The 17205-nt window shown below is 71.7% G+C and carries 18 protein-coding genes and 1 riboswitch; of the genes, 8 read left to right on the top strand and 10 right to left on the bottom strand.

All coding sequences use genetic code 11. The features are described 5' to 3' along the window. Positions 1-70 precede the first annotated feature (70 nt). Positions 71-430, top strand: coding sequence for a hypothetical protein (locus AB0J40_RS14475; protein ID WP_364452270.1), 360 nt, complete (start codon positions 71-73; stop codon positions 428-430). 38 nt (positions 431-468) lie between these two features. On the opposite strand, the gene thiD is transcribed toward AB0J40_RS14475, so the two are convergent. The 3 genes from thiD to AB0J40_RS14460 all read right to left on the bottom strand — a co-directional run bounded on the left by thiD (position 469) and on the right by AB0J40_RS14460 (position 3971). Beyond that, positions 469-1272 carry a bifunctional hydroxymethylpyrimidine kinase/phosphomethylpyrimidine kinase gene (gene thiD, locus AB0J40_RS14470; RefSeq protein ID WP_364452267.1) on the bottom strand — a complete coding sequence of 268 codons (804 nt, stop codon included), beginning with the start codon at positions 1270-1272 and terminating at the stop codon, positions 469-471. Further along, a complete protein-coding gene (gene thiC, locus AB0J40_RS14465; RefSeq protein WP_364452265.1) occupies positions 1269-2906 on the bottom strand; it encodes a phosphomethylpyrimidine synthase ThiC in 1638 nt (545 codons plus the stop codon). The genes thiD and thiC overlap by 4 nt, the downstream gene beginning before the upstream one ends. Next, positions 2900-3021, bottom strand: a riboswitch (TPP riboswitch). (Overlaps the previous gene by 7 nt.) 38 nt (positions 3022-3059) lie before the next feature. Next, on the bottom strand, positions 3060-3971 hold the full coding sequence (locus AB0J40_RS14460) for a trypsin-like peptidase domain-containing protein (protein WP_364452262.1): 912 nt from the start codon (positions 3969-3971) through the stop codon (positions 3060-3062). 202 nt (positions 3972-4173) lie between these two features. On the opposite strand from AB0J40_RS14460, the gene AB0J40_RS14455 reads away from it, so the two are divergent. Beyond that, positions 4174-6339, top strand: a complete 2166-nt coding sequence (locus tag AB0J40_RS14455) for a glycoside hydrolase family 15 protein (protein ID WP_364452260.1) — start codon at positions 4174-4176, stop codon at positions 6337-6339. 40 nt (positions 6340-6379) lie between these two features. Here the strand turns inward: AB0J40_RS14455 and AB0J40_RS14450 are convergent, their stop codons facing one another. Continuing rightward, positions 6380-6958, bottom strand: coding sequence for a peptide deformylase (locus tag AB0J40_RS14450; protein ID WP_364452258.1), 579 nt, complete (start codon positions 6956-6958; stop codon positions 6380-6382). A 155-nt stretch (positions 6959-7113) separates the two neighbouring features. On the opposite strand from AB0J40_RS14450, the gene AB0J40_RS14445 reads away from it, so the two are divergent. Together AB0J40_RS14445 and AB0J40_RS14440 are read left to right on the top strand one after the other, a co-directional pair. Then, on the top strand, positions 7114-7422 hold the full coding sequence (locus tag AB0J40_RS14445) for a DUF3263 domain-containing protein (protein WP_003101701.1): 309 nt from the start codon (positions 7114-7116) through the stop codon (positions 7420-7422). Further along, complete coding sequence (locus AB0J40_RS14440; RefSeq protein WP_364452255.1) at positions 7419-8045, top strand: LytR C-terminal domain-containing protein; 627 nt, start codon at positions 7419-7421, stop codon at positions 8043-8045. The genes AB0J40_RS14445 and AB0J40_RS14440 overlap by 4 nt, the downstream gene beginning before the upstream one ends. Before the next feature lie 42 nt (positions 8046-8087). On the opposite strand, the gene AB0J40_RS14435 is transcribed toward AB0J40_RS14440, so the two are convergent. Both AB0J40_RS14435 and AB0J40_RS14430 read right to left on the bottom strand, forming a co-directional pair. Beyond that, positions 8088-10358, bottom strand: a complete 2271-nt coding sequence (locus tag AB0J40_RS14435; RefSeq protein ID WP_364452254.1) for an AAA family ATPase — start codon at positions 10356-10358, stop codon at positions 8088-8090. 5 nt (positions 10359-10363) lie between these two features. Continuing rightward, positions 10364-10987, bottom strand: a complete 624-nt coding sequence (locus AB0J40_RS14430; protein WP_364452251.1) for a nitroreductase family protein — start codon at positions 10985-10987, stop codon at positions 10364-10366. A gap of 28 nt (positions 10988-11015) precedes the next feature. Here AB0J40_RS14430 and AB0J40_RS14425 point away from each other — a divergent pair, with 28 nt between their 5' ends. Next, positions 11016-11657, top strand: a complete 642-nt coding sequence (locus tag AB0J40_RS14425) for a TetR/AcrR family transcriptional regulator C-terminal domain-containing protein (RefSeq protein ID WP_364452248.1) — start codon at positions 11016-11018, stop codon at positions 11655-11657. Here AB0J40_RS14425 and pssA read toward each other — a convergent pair. Together pssA and AB0J40_RS14415 are read right to left on the bottom strand one after the other, a co-directional pair. Further along, positions 11625-12575, bottom strand: coding sequence for a CDP-diacylglycerol--serine O-phosphatidyltransferase (gene pssA, locus AB0J40_RS14420; protein WP_364452245.1), 951 nt, complete (start codon positions 12573-12575; stop codon positions 11625-11627). The two genes, AB0J40_RS14425 and pssA, sit on opposite strands and share 33 nt — an antisense overlap. A gap of 3 nt (positions 12576-12578) precedes the next feature. Next, positions 12579-13304 carry a phosphatidylserine decarboxylase gene (locus AB0J40_RS14415; protein ID WP_364452242.1) on the bottom strand — a complete coding sequence of 242 codons (726 nt, stop codon included), beginning with the start codon at positions 13302-13304 and terminating at the stop codon, positions 12579-12581. A gap of 249 nt (positions 13305-13553) precedes the next feature. Here AB0J40_RS14415 and AB0J40_RS14410 point away from each other — a divergent pair, with 249 nt between their 5' ends. Then, the gene (locus AB0J40_RS14410; protein ID WP_364452239.1) at positions 13554-13772 is read left to right on the top strand and encodes a hypothetical protein; all 219 of its coding nucleotides are present in this window, start codon (positions 13554-13556) and stop codon (positions 13770-13772) included. Positions 13773-13812: 40 nt separating this feature from the next. Here AB0J40_RS14410 and AB0J40_RS14405 read toward each other — a convergent pair whose 3' ends face one another. Beyond that, positions 13813-14097, bottom strand: a complete 285-nt coding sequence (locus AB0J40_RS14405; protein WP_364452236.1) for a GlsB/YeaQ/YmgE family stress response membrane protein — start codon at positions 14095-14097, stop codon at positions 13813-13815. 72 nt (positions 14098-14169) lie between these two features. Between AB0J40_RS14405 and AB0J40_RS14400 the strand changes: the two genes are divergently transcribed. Both AB0J40_RS14400 and AB0J40_RS14395 read left to right on the top strand, forming a co-directional pair. Next, positions 14170-14736, top strand: coding sequence for a helix-turn-helix domain-containing protein (locus AB0J40_RS14400; RefSeq protein ID WP_364452234.1), 567 nt, complete (start codon positions 14170-14172; stop codon positions 14734-14736). Further along, positions 14733-15986, top strand: coding sequence for an MFS transporter (locus AB0J40_RS14395; RefSeq protein WP_364452232.1), 1254 nt, complete (start codon positions 14733-14735; stop codon positions 15984-15986). The genes AB0J40_RS14400 and AB0J40_RS14395 overlap by 4 nt, the downstream gene beginning before the upstream one ends. On the opposite strand, the gene glp is transcribed toward AB0J40_RS14395, so the two are convergent. Then, the gene (glp, locus tag AB0J40_RS14390) at positions 15940-17133 is read right to left on the bottom strand and encodes a gephyrin-like molybdotransferase Glp (protein WP_364452229.1); all 1194 of its coding nucleotides are present in this window, start codon (positions 17131-17133) and stop codon (positions 15940-15942) included. The genes AB0J40_RS14395 and glp overlap by 47 nt on opposite strands. Positions 17134-17205 lie beyond the last annotated feature (72 nt).

The raw sequence follows: 17205 nt of genomic DNA, 5'->3' as shown, positions 1-17205 counted from the left end.
GGAGATGAGACTGCTCAGTAGGCTCCGACGCCGGAAGACGATCCACTCGACTGACATTGGAGGGGGCACGGTGGTTCAGCAGGAGGCGACGCCGACCACTGTGCTGTGGCGGCCGACCGGTCCGGAGGAGCTGGAACTCGTCCGGCAGTCAGGCTGGCGCACCTGGCCACCTCGTCTGCCGGAGCAACCGATCTTCTACCCGGTACTCAACGAGGAGTACGCGACCAAGATCGCCCGGGAGTGGAACGTGCCACACCACGGGGTCGGCTACGTCACTCGCTTTCGGGTCGAGTCGGAGTTCCTCCAGCGTTATCCGGTCCAGCAGGCTGGGGGCAGGACCATCCTGGAGTTGTGGGTTCCGGCCGAGGAACTCGACGAGTTCAACGCGCACATGGTCGGCCCGATCGAGGTCGTGCACGAGTTCCGGTGAGCAGCCACGGTAAGGCGGGTTGGATCCCGCCTTACCGCTCACGACCCGTCCAGCACCCAGAACGGCGACACCGGCCCGACACCCGCGCCGAGCGGGTAGCCCTCCGCCACGCAGCGCTCGATGAACTTCTTCCCCTTCGCCACCGCGTCCGGCACCGAAGCGCCCTTCGCCAGCCACGACGTGATCGACGACGCCAGCGTGTCGCCGCCGCCGTGGGTGTTCTTCGTCTCGAACCGGGGGCCGCTCAACGAGATGTACTCGTGGCCGTCCGACAGGAGGTCCACGCAGTCCCGTGTCCCCCGCATGTGGCCGCCCTTGACCAGGACCCAGCGGGAACCGAACTCCAGCAGGGCGTCCGCCGCCGCGCGCTGGGAAGCCTCGTCGGACACCGAAATCCCCGTCAGCAGGCCGACTTCGTCGAGGTTCGGTGTGATCAGCGTCGCGCGCGGGAACAGTTCCGTGCGGATCGCCTCCAGGGCGTCCTCGCGCAGCAGCGAATGCCCGGTCATCGAGGCCGCGACCGGGTCGACGACCAGGGGGAAGTCGAACCCCGTCTCGTCCAGGGTCTTCGCGACCGCGCGGATGATCTCGGCCGTCGCCAGCATGCCCGTCTTGGCCGCGTTGACGCCCATGTCCGCCGCCACCGCCTTGATCTGCGCGGTGACGACGTCGGCCGGGATCTCCGTGAAACCCTGCACACCCAAGGAGTTCTGCACGGTGACCGCGGTCAGCGCCACCAGCCCGTGGACGCCGTGGGCGAAGAAAGTGCGCAGGTCCGCCTGGATGCCCGCACCACCGCCGGAGTCCGAGCCGGCGATGGTGAGGGCGGTCGGCGGTGTCACGGCTGCACCACCGGCAGGTACACCTTGCCGCCGGCCTCGGTGAACTCCGCGGACTTCGAGGCCATCCCCGCTTCGATGGCCTCCACAGTGGACAGACCGTGCTCCTCGGCGTACTTGCGGACGTCCTGCGTGATCCGCATCGAGCAGAACTTCGGCCCGCACATCGAACAGAAGTGCGCGGTCTTGGCCGGCTCGGCGGGCAGCGTCTCGTCGTGGAACGAACGCGCGGTGTCCGGGTCCAGGGACAGGTTGAACTGGTCGTTCCAGCGGAACTCGAAGCGCGCCTTCGACAGCTCGTCGTCCCACTCCTGCGCGTACTTGTGCCCCTTGGCCAGGTCCGCCGCGTGCGCCGCGATCTTGTACGTGATGACGCCGGTCTTCACGTCGTCGCGGTTCGGCAGGCCGAGGTGCTCCTTCGGCGTCACATAACACAGCATCGCCGTGCCGTACCAGCCGATCTGGGCCGCGCCGATGGCCGACGTGATGTGGTCGTACGCCGGCGCGATGTCCGTCGCGAGTGGACCGAGGGTGTAGAACGGTGCTTCGCCGCAGAGCTTTTCCTCCAGCTCGACGTTCTCCTTGATCTTGTGCATCGGCACGTGGCCGGGGCCCTCGATCATCACCTGGACGTCGTGCGAGCGCGCGATGTGCGTCAGCTCGCCCAGGGTTTCCAGCTCGGCGAACTGGGCGCGGTCGTTGGCGTCGGCGATCGAGCCGGGGCGCAGGCCGTCGCCGAGGGAGAACGTGACGTCGTACTGCCGGAGGATCTTGCAGAGCTCCTCGAAGTGCGTGTACAAAAAGGACTCCTGGTGGTGGGCCAGGCACCACGCGGCCATGATCGACCCGCCGCGGCTGACGATCCCGGTGACGCGCCGCGCGGTCAGCGGGATGTAGCGCAGCAGCACGCCGGCGTGCACGGTGACGTAGTCGACGCCCTGCTCGCACTGCTCGATGATCGTGTCGCGGTAGACCTCCCACGACAGCTTTTCCGGCTCCCCGTCGACCTTTTCCAGGGCCTGGTAGATCGGCACGGTGCCGACCGGGACGGGCGAGTTGCGGATGATCCACTCGCGCGTCTCGTGGATCCGCTTGCCGGTGGAGAGGTCCATGATCGTGTCGGCGCCCCAGCGGGTCGCCCAGACCATCTTGTCGACCTCTTCCTCGACCGAGGACCAGACGGCCGAGTTGCCCATGTTGGCGTTGATCTTCACCAGGAAGTTCTTGCCGATGATCATCGGCTCGGACTCGGGGTGCTTGCGGTTGACCGGGATCACGGCGCGGCCGCGGGCCACCTCGTCGCGCACGAACTCCGGCGAAACCCGTTCGCGTGCGGCGATGTACTCCATTTCGCGGGTGATGACGCCCTGTTTGGCCCACCCGAGCTGGGTGTTGTGCTCGCGGCCGTCGGCCCAGCCCGCCCGCAGCCGGTGCAGTCCACTGTGGACGTCGATCGAAGCTTCGGGATCGGTGTACGGGCCCGAAGTGTCGTAGACGTCGAAGTGTTCGCCGTTGGACAGATCGATCCGGCGGGCCGGGACGCGCAGCCCGGACTCGGTCTGGTGGTACACCTTGCGCGAGCCGGTGATCGGCCCGGTGGTCACGGAGACGGCAGCATTGTTTTCCAGCGTCGTCAACGACTTTCACTCCCTACGCCGGCATTACCCGGTCAGGTTCATGCGGTCGGTGACGCCTGCGAAACGCAAGTCACCCTCTCAGCCCGCCATGGCGCGAGCTCCCGCGTTGGTGTTGTGCCACCGACCATGCCACGCCGGAGCGCGATACTCAAGTCACCCGACCAACTCGGCCGGAGTGGCGTAGACGTCGACCATGGCGCCGTTGCGCAGCACGGTGATCGGCAGTGCGGTGCCGATCACCTCCGCGAACAGCTGGCGCTGGATGCCCTGGGCGTCCGACACACGGGTGCGCCCCACCGTCAGCACGAGGTCCCCGGCGCGCAGCCCGGCCCGGTCCGCGGGCCCGCCGGCGACGACTTCGCGCACCCGCAGCCCGGCCTGCTGCCCGGTGCGCTCGGCGACGTCGTCCGGCAGCGGCGCGGGCACGCCCACGACGCCGAGGTACGCGCGCCGCACGCGGCCCTCGACGACGAGCGTGTCGATGATCCGCCGGGTGGTCGCGTTGATCGGCACGGCGAGCCCGAGGCCGACCCCGGCGACGGCGGTGTTGACGCCGACGACGCGCCCGGCGGAGTCGGCGAGCGCGCCGCCGGAGTTGCCGGGGTTGAGGGCGGCGTCGGTCTGGATGACGTCCTCGATCACCCGCCCAGCCCGGCCGTGGCGCACCGGCAGCGCCCGGCCGAGCGCGCTGACGACGCCGGCGGTGACGGTGCCGGAGAACCCGAGCGGATTCCCGACGGCGACGACGAGCTGCCCGACGACGAGCCGGTCGGCGTCACCCAGCCGAGCCGCCGCGGGGGTCTCGCCCCGGGCCCGCAGCACGGCGAGATCGGACAGCGGATCGGCGCCGACGACGTCGAAGGGCACCTCGCTGCCGTCGGCGAAGGTCGCGACACCGCGCCGGTGGTCGTCGACGACGTGGGCGTTGGTGAGCAGGTGGCCGTCATCGGAGAAGACGACGGCCGACCCGCTGCCGCGCGCGAGCTGCACCCCGGCGACGTGCGGGGTGACGGTCTTCGCGACGGTGCTGACCGCGCGCGAGTAGGCGTCCATCGCCTCGTCCATGGGAGCACCTCGATTACACCGTTGCAGGTACTACAAGCATGCGCTCGAAATCGTGAGCCCGGGGTTCGCTGTCCGTGAACCGCCGACCGGACCAGTGACGGTCAGTGGTTCACCGGATCGGACCATGCGCCGGTGAAGATTCGGCGGCAGACTCCCAAAGCGCTTCTGTAACGGTGCAGAAGCGATCTTCTGTGGGGTTGATATGCGCAAACTCATGTTCGGCGCCCTCGCCGGGCTGCTGGTCACCGGCCTGATCCCGGCGACCGCGGTGGCCCAGGGCGAGGCGCCCGGCGCCCCGGGTGCCCATCCCAGCTGGCTGCCCGCGAACAAGACCGGCTTCGGGACCGCCCACGACCGGTCGAGCAACGTCTGGTTCACCCTCCAGGGCGGCCAGCTGTCGGAGGTCTACTACCCGGACCTCTCGACGCCGAGCGTCCGCTCGATGAACTTCGTCGTCACCGACGGCCGCAGCTTCGCCGTGGCCGACTACACCGCGAAGTCCCAGCAGGTCCGGCGGACCGACGACGACAGCCTGACCTACGAGCAGACGATCACCGACGACCAGCACCGCTGGCGCCTCCGCAAGACCTACGTCACCGACCCGGCCGCCACGACGGTGCTGGTGGACGTCGACTTCCAGTCGCTCACCGGGCGGCCCTACCAGCTCTACGCGGTCGCCGACCCGGACCTGACCAACGACGGCTCCGACGACTCGGCCGCGCGCAAGGGCGACGCTGTCACCGCGCAGGACGCCACGAACTCGGCCGCGCTGACCGCCAAGCCCGCGTTCACCAAGACGAGCGTCGGCTACGCGGGCGCGTCCGACGGGAACACTCAGCTCACCAAGACCTTCAAGCTGAACACCTACGACACCGCCGCGAAGGGCAACGTCGTGCTGACCGGGCAGACGACCGCCGACGGCCTCCGCAACCGGCACGTCACCCTCGCGCTCGGCATGGGCGCGAAGGCCGCCGACGCGCTCGGCAGCGCGCAGGCGTCGCAGCGACGCGGCGTCCGCGACATCACGCGCGCCTACGACCGCGGGTGGCAGCAGTACCTGCGCGGGGTGAGCAAGCCGCCGTCGTCGCTGAAGACCGACGCCGAGCGCGACCTCTACAAGGCGTCGATGCTGACCCTCGCCGCGAGCGAGGACAAGCACCACCCGGGCGCCTTCATCGCCTCGCCGAGCATGCCGTGGCGGTTCGGGAACAACGACCCGGAATGGTCGCCGTCCGGCACCTACCACCTGGTCTGGCCGCGCGACCTCTACCAGATCGCGACCGGCCTGGCCGCCGGCGGCGACACCGCCGCCGCGAACCGCGCGGTGTCCTACATGTTCGGCACGCAGCAGCAGGCCGACGGGCACATGCCGCAGAACAGCCGGGTCGACGGCGTCCCGTACTGGACGTCGATCCAGCTCGACGAAACCGCCTTCCCGATCGTGCTGGCCCAGCAGCTGGGCCGGAACGACCTGTGGGCCGGCGTCCGCAAGGCCGCCGACTTCATCCTCGGCTACCGCGGGCCGAACGGGCAGCCGTCGCCGTACACCCAGCAGGAGCGGTGGGAGGAGCAGGACGGCTGGTCCCCGTCGACCATCGCCTCGGTGATCGCCGGGCTGGTCTGCGCGGCGGACATCGCGTCGCACAACGGCGCGGCCGCCGAAGCCGCCCGGTACCTCGCCGCGGCCGACAAGATGAAGGCCGACCTCCCGAAGCAGACGATCACCACGAACGGGCCGCTGTCGAAGGACCCGTACTTCGTCCGGCTCACGAAGGATGCCGACGCGAACAACGGGACGACGTACAACCTCGGCAACTCGAGCGTGACGATGGACCAGCGCGCGGTCACCGACGCGGGCTTCCTCGACCTGGTCCGGCTCGGCATCTACCGCGCCGACGACCCGGTGATCCGCAACAGCGTCCGCGTGACCGACAAGGACATCGCCTTCACCACGCCGACCGGGCAGTTCTGGCACCGCTACACCAAGGACGGCTACGGCGAGCAGGCCGACGGTTCGCCGTGGGACTACACGTTCCCGGCCGAAAGCCGCACCACGTTCGGCCGGCTCTGGCCGCTGCTCGCCGGCGAGCGCGGCGAGTACGAGCTGACGCTCGGCGACAGTGCGTCGGCCGCGCGGCGGCTGCGTGACCTCGGCCGGGTGAGCAGCTCGGCGGAGACCATGCCGGAGCAGGTGTGGGACGAGAACCCGCCGTCGGGCCAGACCGGCTTCCCGGCCGGCACGCCGAACACGTCGGCGACCCCGCTGGCCTGGACGCACGCCCAGTACGTCCGGCTGGCCTGGGACGTCAAGGCGGGCTCGGTGCTGGAGACGCCGAAGGTGGTCCGCTGCCACTTCCTCGGCTGCTGAACCGGCGAAGGGCCCCTCGCTCGAGGGGCCCTTCGTGGTTTCAGATGACGGCGCCGTCGTCCTCGGGGGTCTTCGGCGGCAGCCACGAGTTGCCGGGGACGCCCCACTTGTTGTGCTTCAGCATCTTCTTGGCCGCGCGCGCGTGGCGGCCGACCAGGCGGTCGAGGTAGATGTACCCGTCCAGGTGGTCGGTCTCGTGCTGCAGGCAGCGCGCGAAGTAGCCGGTGCCCTCGACCTCGATCGGGTTGCCCTCGATGTCGGAGCCGGTCACCTTCGCCCACTTCGCGCGGCCCGTCGGGTACGACTCGCCGGGGGCCGACAGGCAGCCCTCCCAGTCGTCGTCCGGGTCCGGCATGGTCTCCGGGATCTCCGACGTCTCCAGCTTCGGGTTGACCACGACGCCCTTGTGCCGCACGCCTTCGTCGTCCGGGCAGTCGTAGACGAACACCCGCAGGTCGAGGCCGATCTGGTTGGCCGCGAGGCCGACGCCCTCGGCGGCGTACATCGTCTCGAACATGTCGTCCACGAGCGTGCGCAGCTTCTCGTCGAACTCGGTGATCTCCCGAGTCGGCTGGTGCAGCACGGGTTCGCCGGCGATAACGATGGGGTGGATGGTCACGGCGAGCCAGTTTAGTCGGACCCTTCTGGTAGACCTGCATCAGACCGTGACGCGCCGACGTCGATGCCCACGTCGGCGGCGGCTTCCGTGGTTGAATGGCGCCCGCGGAAGAGCTAGGTCTGATTCGCCATGACGCCCGATTGAGAGGGACTCGGATGGACGCCGCGGAGTCGATGGCTGAGCCGCAGCCGTCGCCGCCGAAGCCCGTGCCCGGCCTGACCGAACGCGAGGTCGAGATCCTCGCCTTCGAGCGCCAGTGGTGGCGGCACGCCGGGGCGAAGGAGAACGCCATCCGCGAACGCTTCGACTTGTCCGCGACGCGCTACTACCAGCTGCTCAACAAGCTGCTGGAGAAGCCCGAGGCGATCGAAGCCGACCCGATGCTGGTGAAGCGGCTGCGCAAGACCCGCGCCGCCCGCCAGCGCAAGCGAGGCGCCCGGCGACTGGGGATCGAGCTGAAATGAGCGTGTTTTCGGGAATGTCCCGGCCGATGAAGGCCGCGGGCGTCGCCCTGGTCGGCGTGGCGATCATCGCCGCGGTCATCGGCGGGGTCACCGCACTGAGCGGCGGCAATGGGTCCAACGAGGCCGGGCCGAGCGGCACGGCGACGCAGCCGGGCACGTCCGGGGGCACTTCGGCGCCGCTGGCCACGTCGTCGACGGCCACCCCGCCCTCGACTTCGGCGAACCCGTCGTCGCCCACCCCGCCGCCGACGTCGACCCCGGCGCCCGGCGGCCAGCCGACGCAGGGGCAGCCGGGCCAGCCCGGTGACCAGCAGGCGTCCAACAAGTGGGTGACCGTGCGGGTCTTCAACAACTCGACGATCAAGGGCTTGGCGGACCGCGCGGCGGAAGACTTCCGCGGTGGCGGCTGGAACGTCAACGAGGTCAGCAACTACTCCCAGGGCATCATCCCGACGACGACGGCGTACTACCGCCCGGGCACCGACGAGGAAGCCGCCGCCAAGCAGCTCGCCCAGGAGTTCGGCATCAAGGCCGAGCCGCGCTTCCCGGGCATCGAGAGCGCGAGCCCCGGCGTGATCGTCATCGTGACCAAGGAGTACCAGTCCGGCCACAAGGGCAGCTGAGGCTTCGAAAGCGGCCGTCACCCGCGGGTGACGGCCGCTTTTTCAGTCGCTGACCTGGGTCTTCGCGTACGCCTCCAGCGCGGCGAGCTGCGCCGGGTCGAGGCTCGGCCGGACGGTCTTGCGGGCGGTCTCCAGGTGCGCCGCGGTGACTTCGCGGGCCTCCAGCGACTCGCGCATCGCCGTCAGCGCCGCCTCGCGGATCAGCGCCGCGCAGTCGGCCGCCGAGTAGCCGTCCAGAGTGGACGCCACCTCGGCGAGGTCCACATCGGACGCCAGCGGCGTGTTCTTCGAGCTGGCCGCGAGGATCGCGGCCCGGGCCTCGGCGTCCGGCGGCGGCACGTAGACGCGCCGCTCCAGCCGGCCCGGCCGCAGCAGCGCGGGGTCGACCAGTTCCGGCCGGTTCGTCGCGCCCAGCACGACGACCTCGCGCATCGGCTCGACGCCGTCGAGCTCGGTGAGCAGCGCCGCGACCACGCGGTCGGCGACGCCGGAGTCCGACGACTGGCCGCGGCGCGGGGCCAGCGCGTCGATCTCGTCCAGGAAGATCAGCGACGGCGCGGCCTCGGCGGCCCGGCGGAACAGCTCCCGCACCGCGCGCTCGGACTCGCCGACCCACTTGTCCATCAGCTCGGCGCCCTTGACCGCGAAGACGTTCAGCGCGCCGGTGCCGGCCAGCGCCCGCACCAGGAACGTCTTGCCACCACCGGGCGGCCCGTACAGAAGCACGCCGCGCGGCGGCTCGACGCCGAGGCGCGCGAACGAATCCGGGTACCGCAGCGGCCACAGCACGGTCTCGGTGAGCGACTGCTTGACGTCGACCATGTTCCCGACGTCGTCCAGGGTCAGGCCGCCGGTGGCCAGGTTGTCCGAAGTGGACATCGACACCGGCCGGACGGTGGCCAGCGCGTCCAGCAGGTCCTGCTGGGAGATGCGCGGCTCCTCGGCCTCGCGCTGGCGCAGCGCGGCCCGCAGCGCGGCGTCGCGGCGCAGGGCGATCAGGTCCGCGGCGACGAACCCCGGCGTCCGCTCGGCGAGGACGCCGCAGTCGATGCCGGTGTCGAGCGGGACGTCGCGGAGCAGGACGTTCAGCAGTTCGCGGCGCGTCTTGGCGTCCGGCAGCGCGAGGGACAGCTCGCGGTCCAGCAGGTCGGCGGCGCGCAGCCGCGGGTCGGCGGACTCCGCGCGGGCCGTCGTCGCGACGACGGCGAAGCGCTCACGCCGCAGCGCCGTCCGCAGCTCTTCGAGAACGACGGTCGCCACCGGCGGCGGCGTGGCCGCGGGCAGCAGCGCGTCGACGTCGGTGAGCAGCAGCACCGCGGGCCCCTCGGCCGCACGGACGGCCTCGCGCAGGCGCGCAACCGCGACGTTCGGGTCCAGCACCGCGAGGTTCGGCGCGGCCAGCGGCACCACGCGGATGCCGGCCTCGTTCGCCACCGACCGCACGAGCGTCGCCTTGCCGACGCCCTCGGGGCCGGACAGCAGGACGCCCAGGTGGGCGGGCGCGCCGAGCCGGGCCAGCAGCTCAGGGCGGTGGAAGGCCAGGTCGAACCACTCGCCGAGCTTGCGCGCGGCCGCCTCGGCGCCGATCAGGTCGGCCAGCGGGACGACGGGCTCGGCGGTCTCCTCGACCACGGCCACCTCGTCCTCGACGATCTCGGCGTCGATCCACTCCTCGGCCGCGGTGACGGCGGAGGTGCGGACGAGCGCGGTCGCCGTCCGCGGCGCGGCGGGCTCCGGGGCGGGCCGGGCGCCGTCGCGCCAGGTGACCACTGTGGACGGTCCGACCGCGACGGTGCCGGCGGGCTCGGTCGCGGTCACGGTGAGCAGCTCGTTGGTCCAGGTCGCGCCGATGGCCCGCGACAGCTGGCCGCGCAGGCCTGCCGGGTCGGACCCCGGCTGCGGCGCGAGGTCCTGCGGCAGCAGGGAAACGGCGTCGCCGACGGTGAGCACCTTGCCGATCAGGGCCAGCCGCAGCATGTGCGGGCTGACCGAGACGCTGGCCAGCCGCGAACCGGCGACGGTGACCGTCTTCGCCGCGGCGACGTCCGCGGGCGCGACCACCACCTCGGCGCCCTCGGTGACGCCGAGGTTCGACATGGTGACGTCGTCGGTGAGGACGATCCCGGGCACGTCGGCCTCGTCGGTGGGCGCGGCGAGGGCGGCGCTGACCCGGGCGCCGGTGAGGTGCACGGCGTCCCAGGCCCGCAGGCCGAGCGCGTCCAGGACTTCGGGGTGCAGCCGGACGACACCGCGGCGGGTGTCCAGCGCGGACGGCGTGTGCCGGACGGTCAACGTGATCTGCGGGTGGCTCACGCCGTTCACCCTAGCGATGCGGAGCGGCCCCAGGCGTCGAAGTAGGTGATGTCTTCGAGCGCCGGCCGGGCGGCCGGGCGGAAGTCGCGCTGGGTGGTGTGGGCGACGGCGAGCAGGCTGACTTGCAGGACGTCATCGGGGATGCCGAGCAGGGCGGCGACGTCGGCTTCGTGGTCCTGGAGGTGGTAGCCGCAGATCGAGCTGCCGAGGCCGCGGTCGCGCAGGGCCAGCTGGAAGCTCCAGATCGCGGGGTAGGCGGAGCCGAAGTACGCGGACTGCGAGAAGGCGTCCGCCGGCGGCCTGCCGATCATGCAGGGGATGGCGAGCACGGGCACGCGGTGGAGGTTGCGCACGAGGTGCTGGGCCGAAGCGAGAGCGCGTTCCTCGACGAGGTGGCCGTACTTCGCCCAAGCCGCTTCGGCGGTCTCACGGCTGTAGGCGGCGATGGCGGCTTTGGTGCCGGCATCGCGCACGAGCAGCCAGCGGAACTGAGCCGCCATGCTGCCGGCGGCCGGTGCCTGCTGGGCGACGCGGAGGCAGTTGTCCAGCACGTCCTGCGGCACGTCCCGCTCCAGGTCCAGCTTGCGGCGGACCGATCGGGTGGTGGTGAGCACGGTTTCGGCGTCCATGCTTACAGTGTATGCGTACACTGTAAGTATGGTCCTGAACCGTGAGAAAGTCCTGGACACGGCCCTGCGGCTGGCCGACGAGCAGGGCCTGGCGGCGCTGTCGATGCGCAAGGTCGCGGCGGCGGCCGGTGTCGAGGCGATGTCGCTGTACAACCACGTCCGGAACAAGGGCGACCTGCTCGACGGGCTCACCGCGCGGGTCTTCGAAGAGGTGCCGCTGCCGGATCCCGCGCTGCCGTGGAACGCGCGGCTGCGGTCGCTCGCCACGGGGCTGCACGGGAGTTTCACCCGGCACCCGGTGGTGGTCCGGGCCCTGGCGGCGCAGGACGCGAACCCGCGCTCGGCGGGGGCGTTGCGGGTGATCGACGCCCTGCTGCACGCCCTGCTCGACGCGGGACTGGACGACGAAGCCGCGGCCCGGAGCTACCGGTCGCTGCTGGGCATGCTGTTCGGCTCGGTGCTCACCGGCACGGCCGGCACCGGCGCGAAGGCCGAGCGGGCCGAGCCGGTGGTCGCGTACTTCCGCCGGATGGCCGCGGCCGAAGAACTGCCGAGCCTGCGTCGCGTGCTGCCCGCGTTGGAGACGGGCGACTGCGTGCAGGACTTCGGCTACCAGCTGGACCTGCTGATCGGCGGGCTACTTGCGGCGCAGGCCGATCTGGCGCCATGAGCGGCGGCGCGGTCCCTGGCCGTTCTGCGAAGTGCCCCGCGGGGTGCGGACCGTTTCGCGCGGCAACCGGACCGCGCGCATCGCCGCGCCCGCGACCCGGCGGCGCAGCGGCGGCCGCAGCCCCAGCCGGCGCGGGGAGCGCGCCCGGCGGATCGCGCGGCGCTCGCGCGGCGGGACCGTCCAGGCCTCCGGGTGCGCGGCCAGCCAGCGGTGCCGGTAGACCGAGTACGGGATGTGCGCGAGGTACAGGACCATCGCCACGATCAGCGCGACCAGCGGGAACTGGATGATCGCCGCGGCCAGCAGGGCGACGCCGATCAGCAGCGGCGCGATCGCCTTGGCCGGCGCCTTGACCGTCTTCAGCGACAGTGTCGGGATGCGGCTGATCAGCAGGGCCGCGATCGCGATCGTCCACGCCCACACGACGTACTGCGACGACCACCACCCGGCACCCCACTGCAGGTACGCCACCAGCGGCAGCATCGCCAGCAGGCCGCCGGCGGGCGCCGGGACGCCGACGAAGAACTCGCTCGCGTACGGCGGCTGCTCGGTGTCGTCCAGCAGCGTGTTGAACCGCGCCAGCCGCAGGATCATGCAGACGGCGAAGATCAGCGACGCCACCCAGCCGATCCGGTCCGCGCCCGTCTGCCACACGTAGATGACCAGCGCCGGGGCCACGCCGAACGAGATGCCGTCGGACAGCGAGTCCAGCTCCGCGCCCATCTTCGACGTCGCGTCCAAGAGGCGCGCGATCCGGCCGTCCAGGCTGTCGAGCACCGCCGCGATGCCGATCGAGGCGATCGCCATCGCGTAGTTCTTCGTCAGCGCGAACTGCACGGCCGACAACCCCGCGCACAGCGCGAGCACGGTGATGGCGTTCGGCAGCAGGCGGACGCCGGGGGTGGTCACGCGGACCATCGATCAGCCTTTCGCAGGCGCGGCAGGGAGTTCGGCGATCACGGTCTCGCCGCCGATCGTGCGCTGGCCCTTGCCGACCAGCACCGTCGAGCCCGGCGGAAGGTAGAGGTCGACCCGCGAGCCGAAGCGGATGATGCCGTAGGTCGACGCGGCGCCGACCTTGTCGCCCTCGCGGATCTCGCAGAGGATGCGGCGCGCGACCAGCCCGGCGATCTGCACGACGACGAGCTCGTGGCCGTCTTCGGTGCGCATCAGCACGGAGTTGCGTTCGTTGTCGTCGCTGGCCTTGTCCAGGTCGGCGGAGAGGAACTTGCCGGGCCGGTAGGCGACCCGCTCGATCACGCCGTTCGCCGGCACGCGCTGGACGTGCACGTCGAACACCGAGAGGAACACCGACACGCGCATCCGCGGCTCGGCGGGCAGGCCCAGCTCGGCGGGCGGGACGGCTTCCTCGATCAGCGACACGAGCCCGTCGGCCGAGGCGAGCGCGACGCCGTCACGCGGCGGCGGGACCCGCTTCGGCTCGCGGAAGAACGCGGCGGTGGCCACGGTCGCGAGCGCCCCGACGAGCCCGAGGCGCTTGGAGAACCGGCGGGCGAGCAGCGTCGCGGCGACCCCGCCCGCCACGAACGGGCGGCCGGCCGGGTGCATCGGCGGCAGCGTCTCGCGGGCGAGCTGGAGTGCGTGCGCGACTGGGTTGCCGGCGGGCTCCGGCCGGGTGCCGCTCATGGTCGGGTCCCCTGGTTTCGTGTCGGAAGGAGGTGTCGGCGCCGGGGTCCGGCGGCCGCGTACGGGCGCCACCACGCTACCGCTGCCCCAGGCAGGGCTCGCCGCGTGCCCCTGATCGGCTCCCTCGCGAGGGTGTCCCCGCAGCGGGTGGGAGGGACCACATCCCGGTAACGCTTGGTCGAATTCAGCGACAACTCTCAGTAGTTGACGCCGTTCGGGGCGCTGCCACACGAACCTCGGGAGGGGACGATGACCGATCACCGCGAGCCGGCCGACGTCCGCCTCGACGAGCTGTTCGGGGCGTGGCGGGCCGAGATCGACGAAGTCCCCCTGCCGTCCCTGGTGGACCCGCTGCGCGCCGTCGACGTGGTGATCGAGGCGAAGAAGGGGAACCGGGGCCGGGTGCATCCGCCCCCCGACGGCGCATGCACCCGGCCACCGGGAGATGCGCGTGAGGAAGCAGTTTAGCGGCTGATCGCCGGTTGATCACCGAATGTCCGAGTAAACGTTACGAACGGTCACTCGGACGGCGGCCGACACCGGTTACGAGCCGCAGGATCGCCAGCAGCACGACGGCGCCGAGGATGGCCACGCCGAAGCTGGGGAAGTCGAAGTCGAAGGTCTTCGACTGGCCGGTCGCGAGCCGGTAGAGCAGCCCGCCCAGTGCCGCGCCGACCACGCCGACCAGCACGCTGACCAGGCAACCCTGCCGGCGCCGGTCCCGGCCGCCGACGACCAGGTTCGCGGCCCAGCCGACGATCGCGCCGAAGATCACCCATGCGACGAAACCCATGCCGGGAGCTTACGCGAGCACTTGTACAAGAGTCATTGCACAAGAGTTGTTGTACAACTACTCTTGTGCGTCATGGTGAGAGAAGAGAACGTCCGGGAGATCCGGGACTCGAAGGCGCTGGCGGCCATCGCGCACCCGCTGCGCCATCGCCTGCTGGACCTGCTGCACCTCGACGGCCCGGCGACCGCGTCGCTGCTGGCCGAGAAGACGGACCAGGCGGTGGGGAATATCAGCCACCACCTCAAGGTGCTGGCGGCCAGCGAACTCATCGAGGAGGCGCCCGAGCTGGCCAGGGACCGCCGAGAACGGTGGTGGCGGCGGACCTCCAGCGCGATCAAGTGGGGCGCGCAGGACTTCCCCGACGACCCGATCGCCGAAGCGGCCGAGGTGCTGACCCTCGACCACCAGCACGCGATCGCCCGCGAGTGGCTGGCCAAGCGGGACTCCTATCCCGAGGAGTGGCGCGGGGCGCTGTTCAGCGCCGACGGCTGGACCCGGCTGTCCATCGCCGAACTGGCCGAGCTGAACGACCGGATCGTCGCCATGCTCGCCGAGTACCGCGACCGCGCCCTGCCCGACGACGGTGTCGAACGCCGTCCGGTCTTCTTCGCCGCGCGGGCTTCGCTGGGCAAGCCGTGAAGGGGCTCTGGGGGAACAGGGACTTCCGGCTGCTCTGGACCGGCGAGACCACGAGCATGCTCGGCAGCATGGTCGCGACCACGGCGTTGCCGCTGGTCGCGGTGGTCACGCTGCGGGCGAGCACCTTCCAGGTCGCGCTGCTGACCGCCGTCGCCTGGCTGCCGTGGCTGTTCGTGGGCCTGCCCGCGGGCGCCTGGGTCGACCGGCTGCCCAAGCGCCCGGTCATGCTGGTCTGCAACACCGCGTCGATGGCGGTGTTCGGCAGCGTCCCGCTCGCGGCCGCCTTCGGCGTGCTGAGCATGCCGTTCCTGCTGGCCGCGGCCCTGCTCGGCGGCTTCGCCAAGGTGTTCTTCAGCCTCGCCTACCGCGCGTACCTGCCGTCGCTGGTCCCCGACGGCGACCTCCTGGAGGCCAACGCCAAGATCCAGGGCAGCGAATCCGCGACGCAGGTCGCCGGGCCGGGCCTGGCCGGCCTGCTGGCCCAGGCGTTCGGGCCGGTCAGCGGAGTCCTCGCGGACGCGGTCAGCTTCGGCGTGTCCGTGCTGTGCGTGCGGGCGATCCGGGCGCGCGAGGCCGTGGTCCCGCCGCCGCGGACGCCGTTGCGCAGCCAGATCGCCGAAGGCCTGCGGTTCGTCGCCGGTGACCGGTACCTGCGGTCGATGATGGCCTTCGCCGCCGTCTCGAACCTCGCGCTGTCGGGCTACGGCGCCATCCAGATCGTCTTCCTGTCCCGCACGCTCGGCGCCGCACCCGGCCTGGTCGGGCTGGTGCTGGCGCTGGCCGCGACCGGCGGAGTGCTCGGCGCGGCGCTGGCCGGACGGCTCGGCGCGCGCTTCGGCGCCGCCCGCGCGTTCCTGCTGTGCGAGCTGTTCGCCGCGCCGATGATGCTGCTCGGGCCGCTGAGCGGACCGGGCGGGGGCCTCGCGCTCTTCGTCCTCGCGGTGTTCGGCGTCTGCGCCGGTGTCGTGGCCTCGAACGTGCTCACCGCGACGTTCCGGCAGCAGTACTGCCCGCCCGAGCTGTTCGCCCGGATCACCTCGAGCGCCTCGCTCGTCGCCTACGGCACGATCCCGCTCGCCGGGGTGCTCGGCGGCGCGCTGGGCGAGGCGATCGGCGTCCGCGAGACGCTGTGGGTGATGTCCGGGGTGCTGATCGCCGCGCTCCCGCTGCTGGCGCCGTACCGGAAGCTGCGGGAGTTCCCGGCTAGAGCAGCAGGACGTCCACCTCGTCGCCTTCCGCTGCCGACGTGACGTCCTCCGGCAGCACGATCAGGCAGTTGGCCTGCGTGAACGCCGCCAGCAGGTGCGAGCCCGGCCCGCCGCGCGGCCCGACGACCCCGGTGACCTCGCGGTCGGACGGCGTGAACACGCCCCGGCGGTACTGACGGCGGCCGGCGGGCGAGGACATCGCCTCCAGCAGCCGGGCCCGCACGCGCCGGCGCGAGACGTCGGTGTGGCCCATGGCCGTCAGCAACGCCGGGCGCAGGAACGCCTCGAACGACACGAGCACGCTGACGGGGTTGCCGGGCAGGGTCACCACCGGCACGCCCTGCCAGTGCCCGCAGCCCTGCGGCCCGCCCGGCTGCATCGCGATCTTCGCGAACTCGACGCCCTGGCCGGACAACGCGTCCTTCACCACTTCGTACGCGCCCGCGCTGACCCCGCCGGAGGTGACCAGCAGGTCGGCGTCGGCGAGCTTCGGCTCGATGACCTTGCGGAACTCCTCGACGTCGTCGACGACGCTGCGGACCACCTCGACCGCGCAGCCGAGGCCGCGGATCGCCGCGGCGAGCATCACGCTGTTCGACTCGTAGATCTGGCCGTGCCGCAGCGGCGCGGGCGCGTCGATCAGCTCGGTGCCGGTGGAGGCGATCAGCACCCGCAGCGGCCGGTGCACCCGCACCTCGGCGAGCCCGACCGCGGCCGCCAGGCCGAGCTGGGAGTGGCCGAGGACGGTCCCCGCGTGCAGCGCGACGCTGCCGGCGACGACGTCCTCGCCGGTCCGCCGGATGTGCGCACCCTCCTGGGCGGCGGCGGAGACGGTCACGGTCTCGGTGCCGCCGTCGGTGTCCTCGACCATCACGACGGCGTCCGCGCCGGGCGGCAGCGGCGCGCCGGTCATGATCCGGTGCGCGGTGCCCGGTTCGAGCGGCCGGACGTCGACCCGGCCCGCCGGGATGTCGTCGGCGACCGGCAGGGTCACCGGTACCTGCCCGACGTCGGCGGCGCGGACCGCGTAGCCGTCCATCGCGGAGTTGTCGAAGGGCGGGAGGGAGACGCCGGCCCGCACGTCCTCGGCGAGCACGAGGCCGGCCGCGGCGGCGAGGGGCAGGGCGGTCGCGGGGGAGGTGCCCAGGAGCGCGGCCACCTTGTCGCGGTAGTCGTCGACGGAGATCACCGGACCATCCTCCCCGCCATTCACGGTCGTGCAAGACTCTGCCCCGTTACGAGCACGTACAGGGGAGAGCAC

It is taken from the genome of Amycolatopsis sp. NPDC049691 (genome assembly GCF_040675005.1).
GTDB lineage: Bacteria > Actinomycetota > Actinomycetes > Mycobacteriales > Pseudonocardiaceae > Amycolatopsis.
This window is presented reverse-complemented; position numbering and strand designations above follow the sequence as displayed.

Coding starts and splice junctions, on each gene's coding strand:
- AB0J40_RS14460 (WP_364452262.1), bottom strand. CDS start 3,971: ATGGACGAGGCGATGGACGCCTACTCGCGCGCGGTCAGCACCGTCGCG.
- AB0J40_RS14455 (WP_364452260.1), top strand. CDS start 4,174: ATGCGCAAACTCATGTTCGGCGCCCTCGCCGGGCTGCTGGTCACCGGC.
- AB0J40_RS14445 (WP_003101701.1), top strand. CDS start 7,114: ATGGACGCCGCGGAGTCGATGGCTGAGCCGCAGCCGTCGCCGCCGAAG.
- AB0J40_RS14440 (WP_364452255.1), top strand. CDS start 7,419: ATGAGCGTGTTTTCGGGAATGTCCCGGCCGATGAAGGCCGCGGGCGTC.
- AB0J40_RS14430 (WP_364452251.1), bottom strand. CDS start 10,987: ATGGACGCCGAAACCGTGCTCACCACCACCCGATCGGTCCGCCGCAAG.
- AB0J40_RS14425 (WP_364452248.1), top strand. CDS start 11,016: ATGGTCCTGAACCGTGAGAAAGTCCTGGACACGGCCCTGCGGCTGGCC.
- pssA (WP_364452245.1), bottom strand. CDS start 12,575: ATGGTCCGCGTGACCACCCCCGGCGTCCGCCTGCTGCCGAACGCCATC.
- AB0J40_RS14415 (WP_364452242.1), bottom strand. CDS start 13,304: ATGAGCGGCACCCGGCCGGAGCCCGCCGGCAACCCAGTCGCGCACGCA.
- AB0J40_RS14410 (WP_364452239.1), top strand. CDS start 13,554: ATGACCGATCACCGCGAGCCGGCCGACGTCCGCCTCGACGAGCTGTTC.
- AB0J40_RS14405 (WP_364452236.1), bottom strand. CDS start 14,097: ATGGGTTTCGTCGCATGGGTGATCTTCGGCGCGATCGTCGGCTGGGCC.
- AB0J40_RS14400 (WP_364452234.1), top strand. CDS start 14,170: ATGGTGAGAGAAGAGAACGTCCGGGAGATCCGGGACTCGAAGGCGCTG.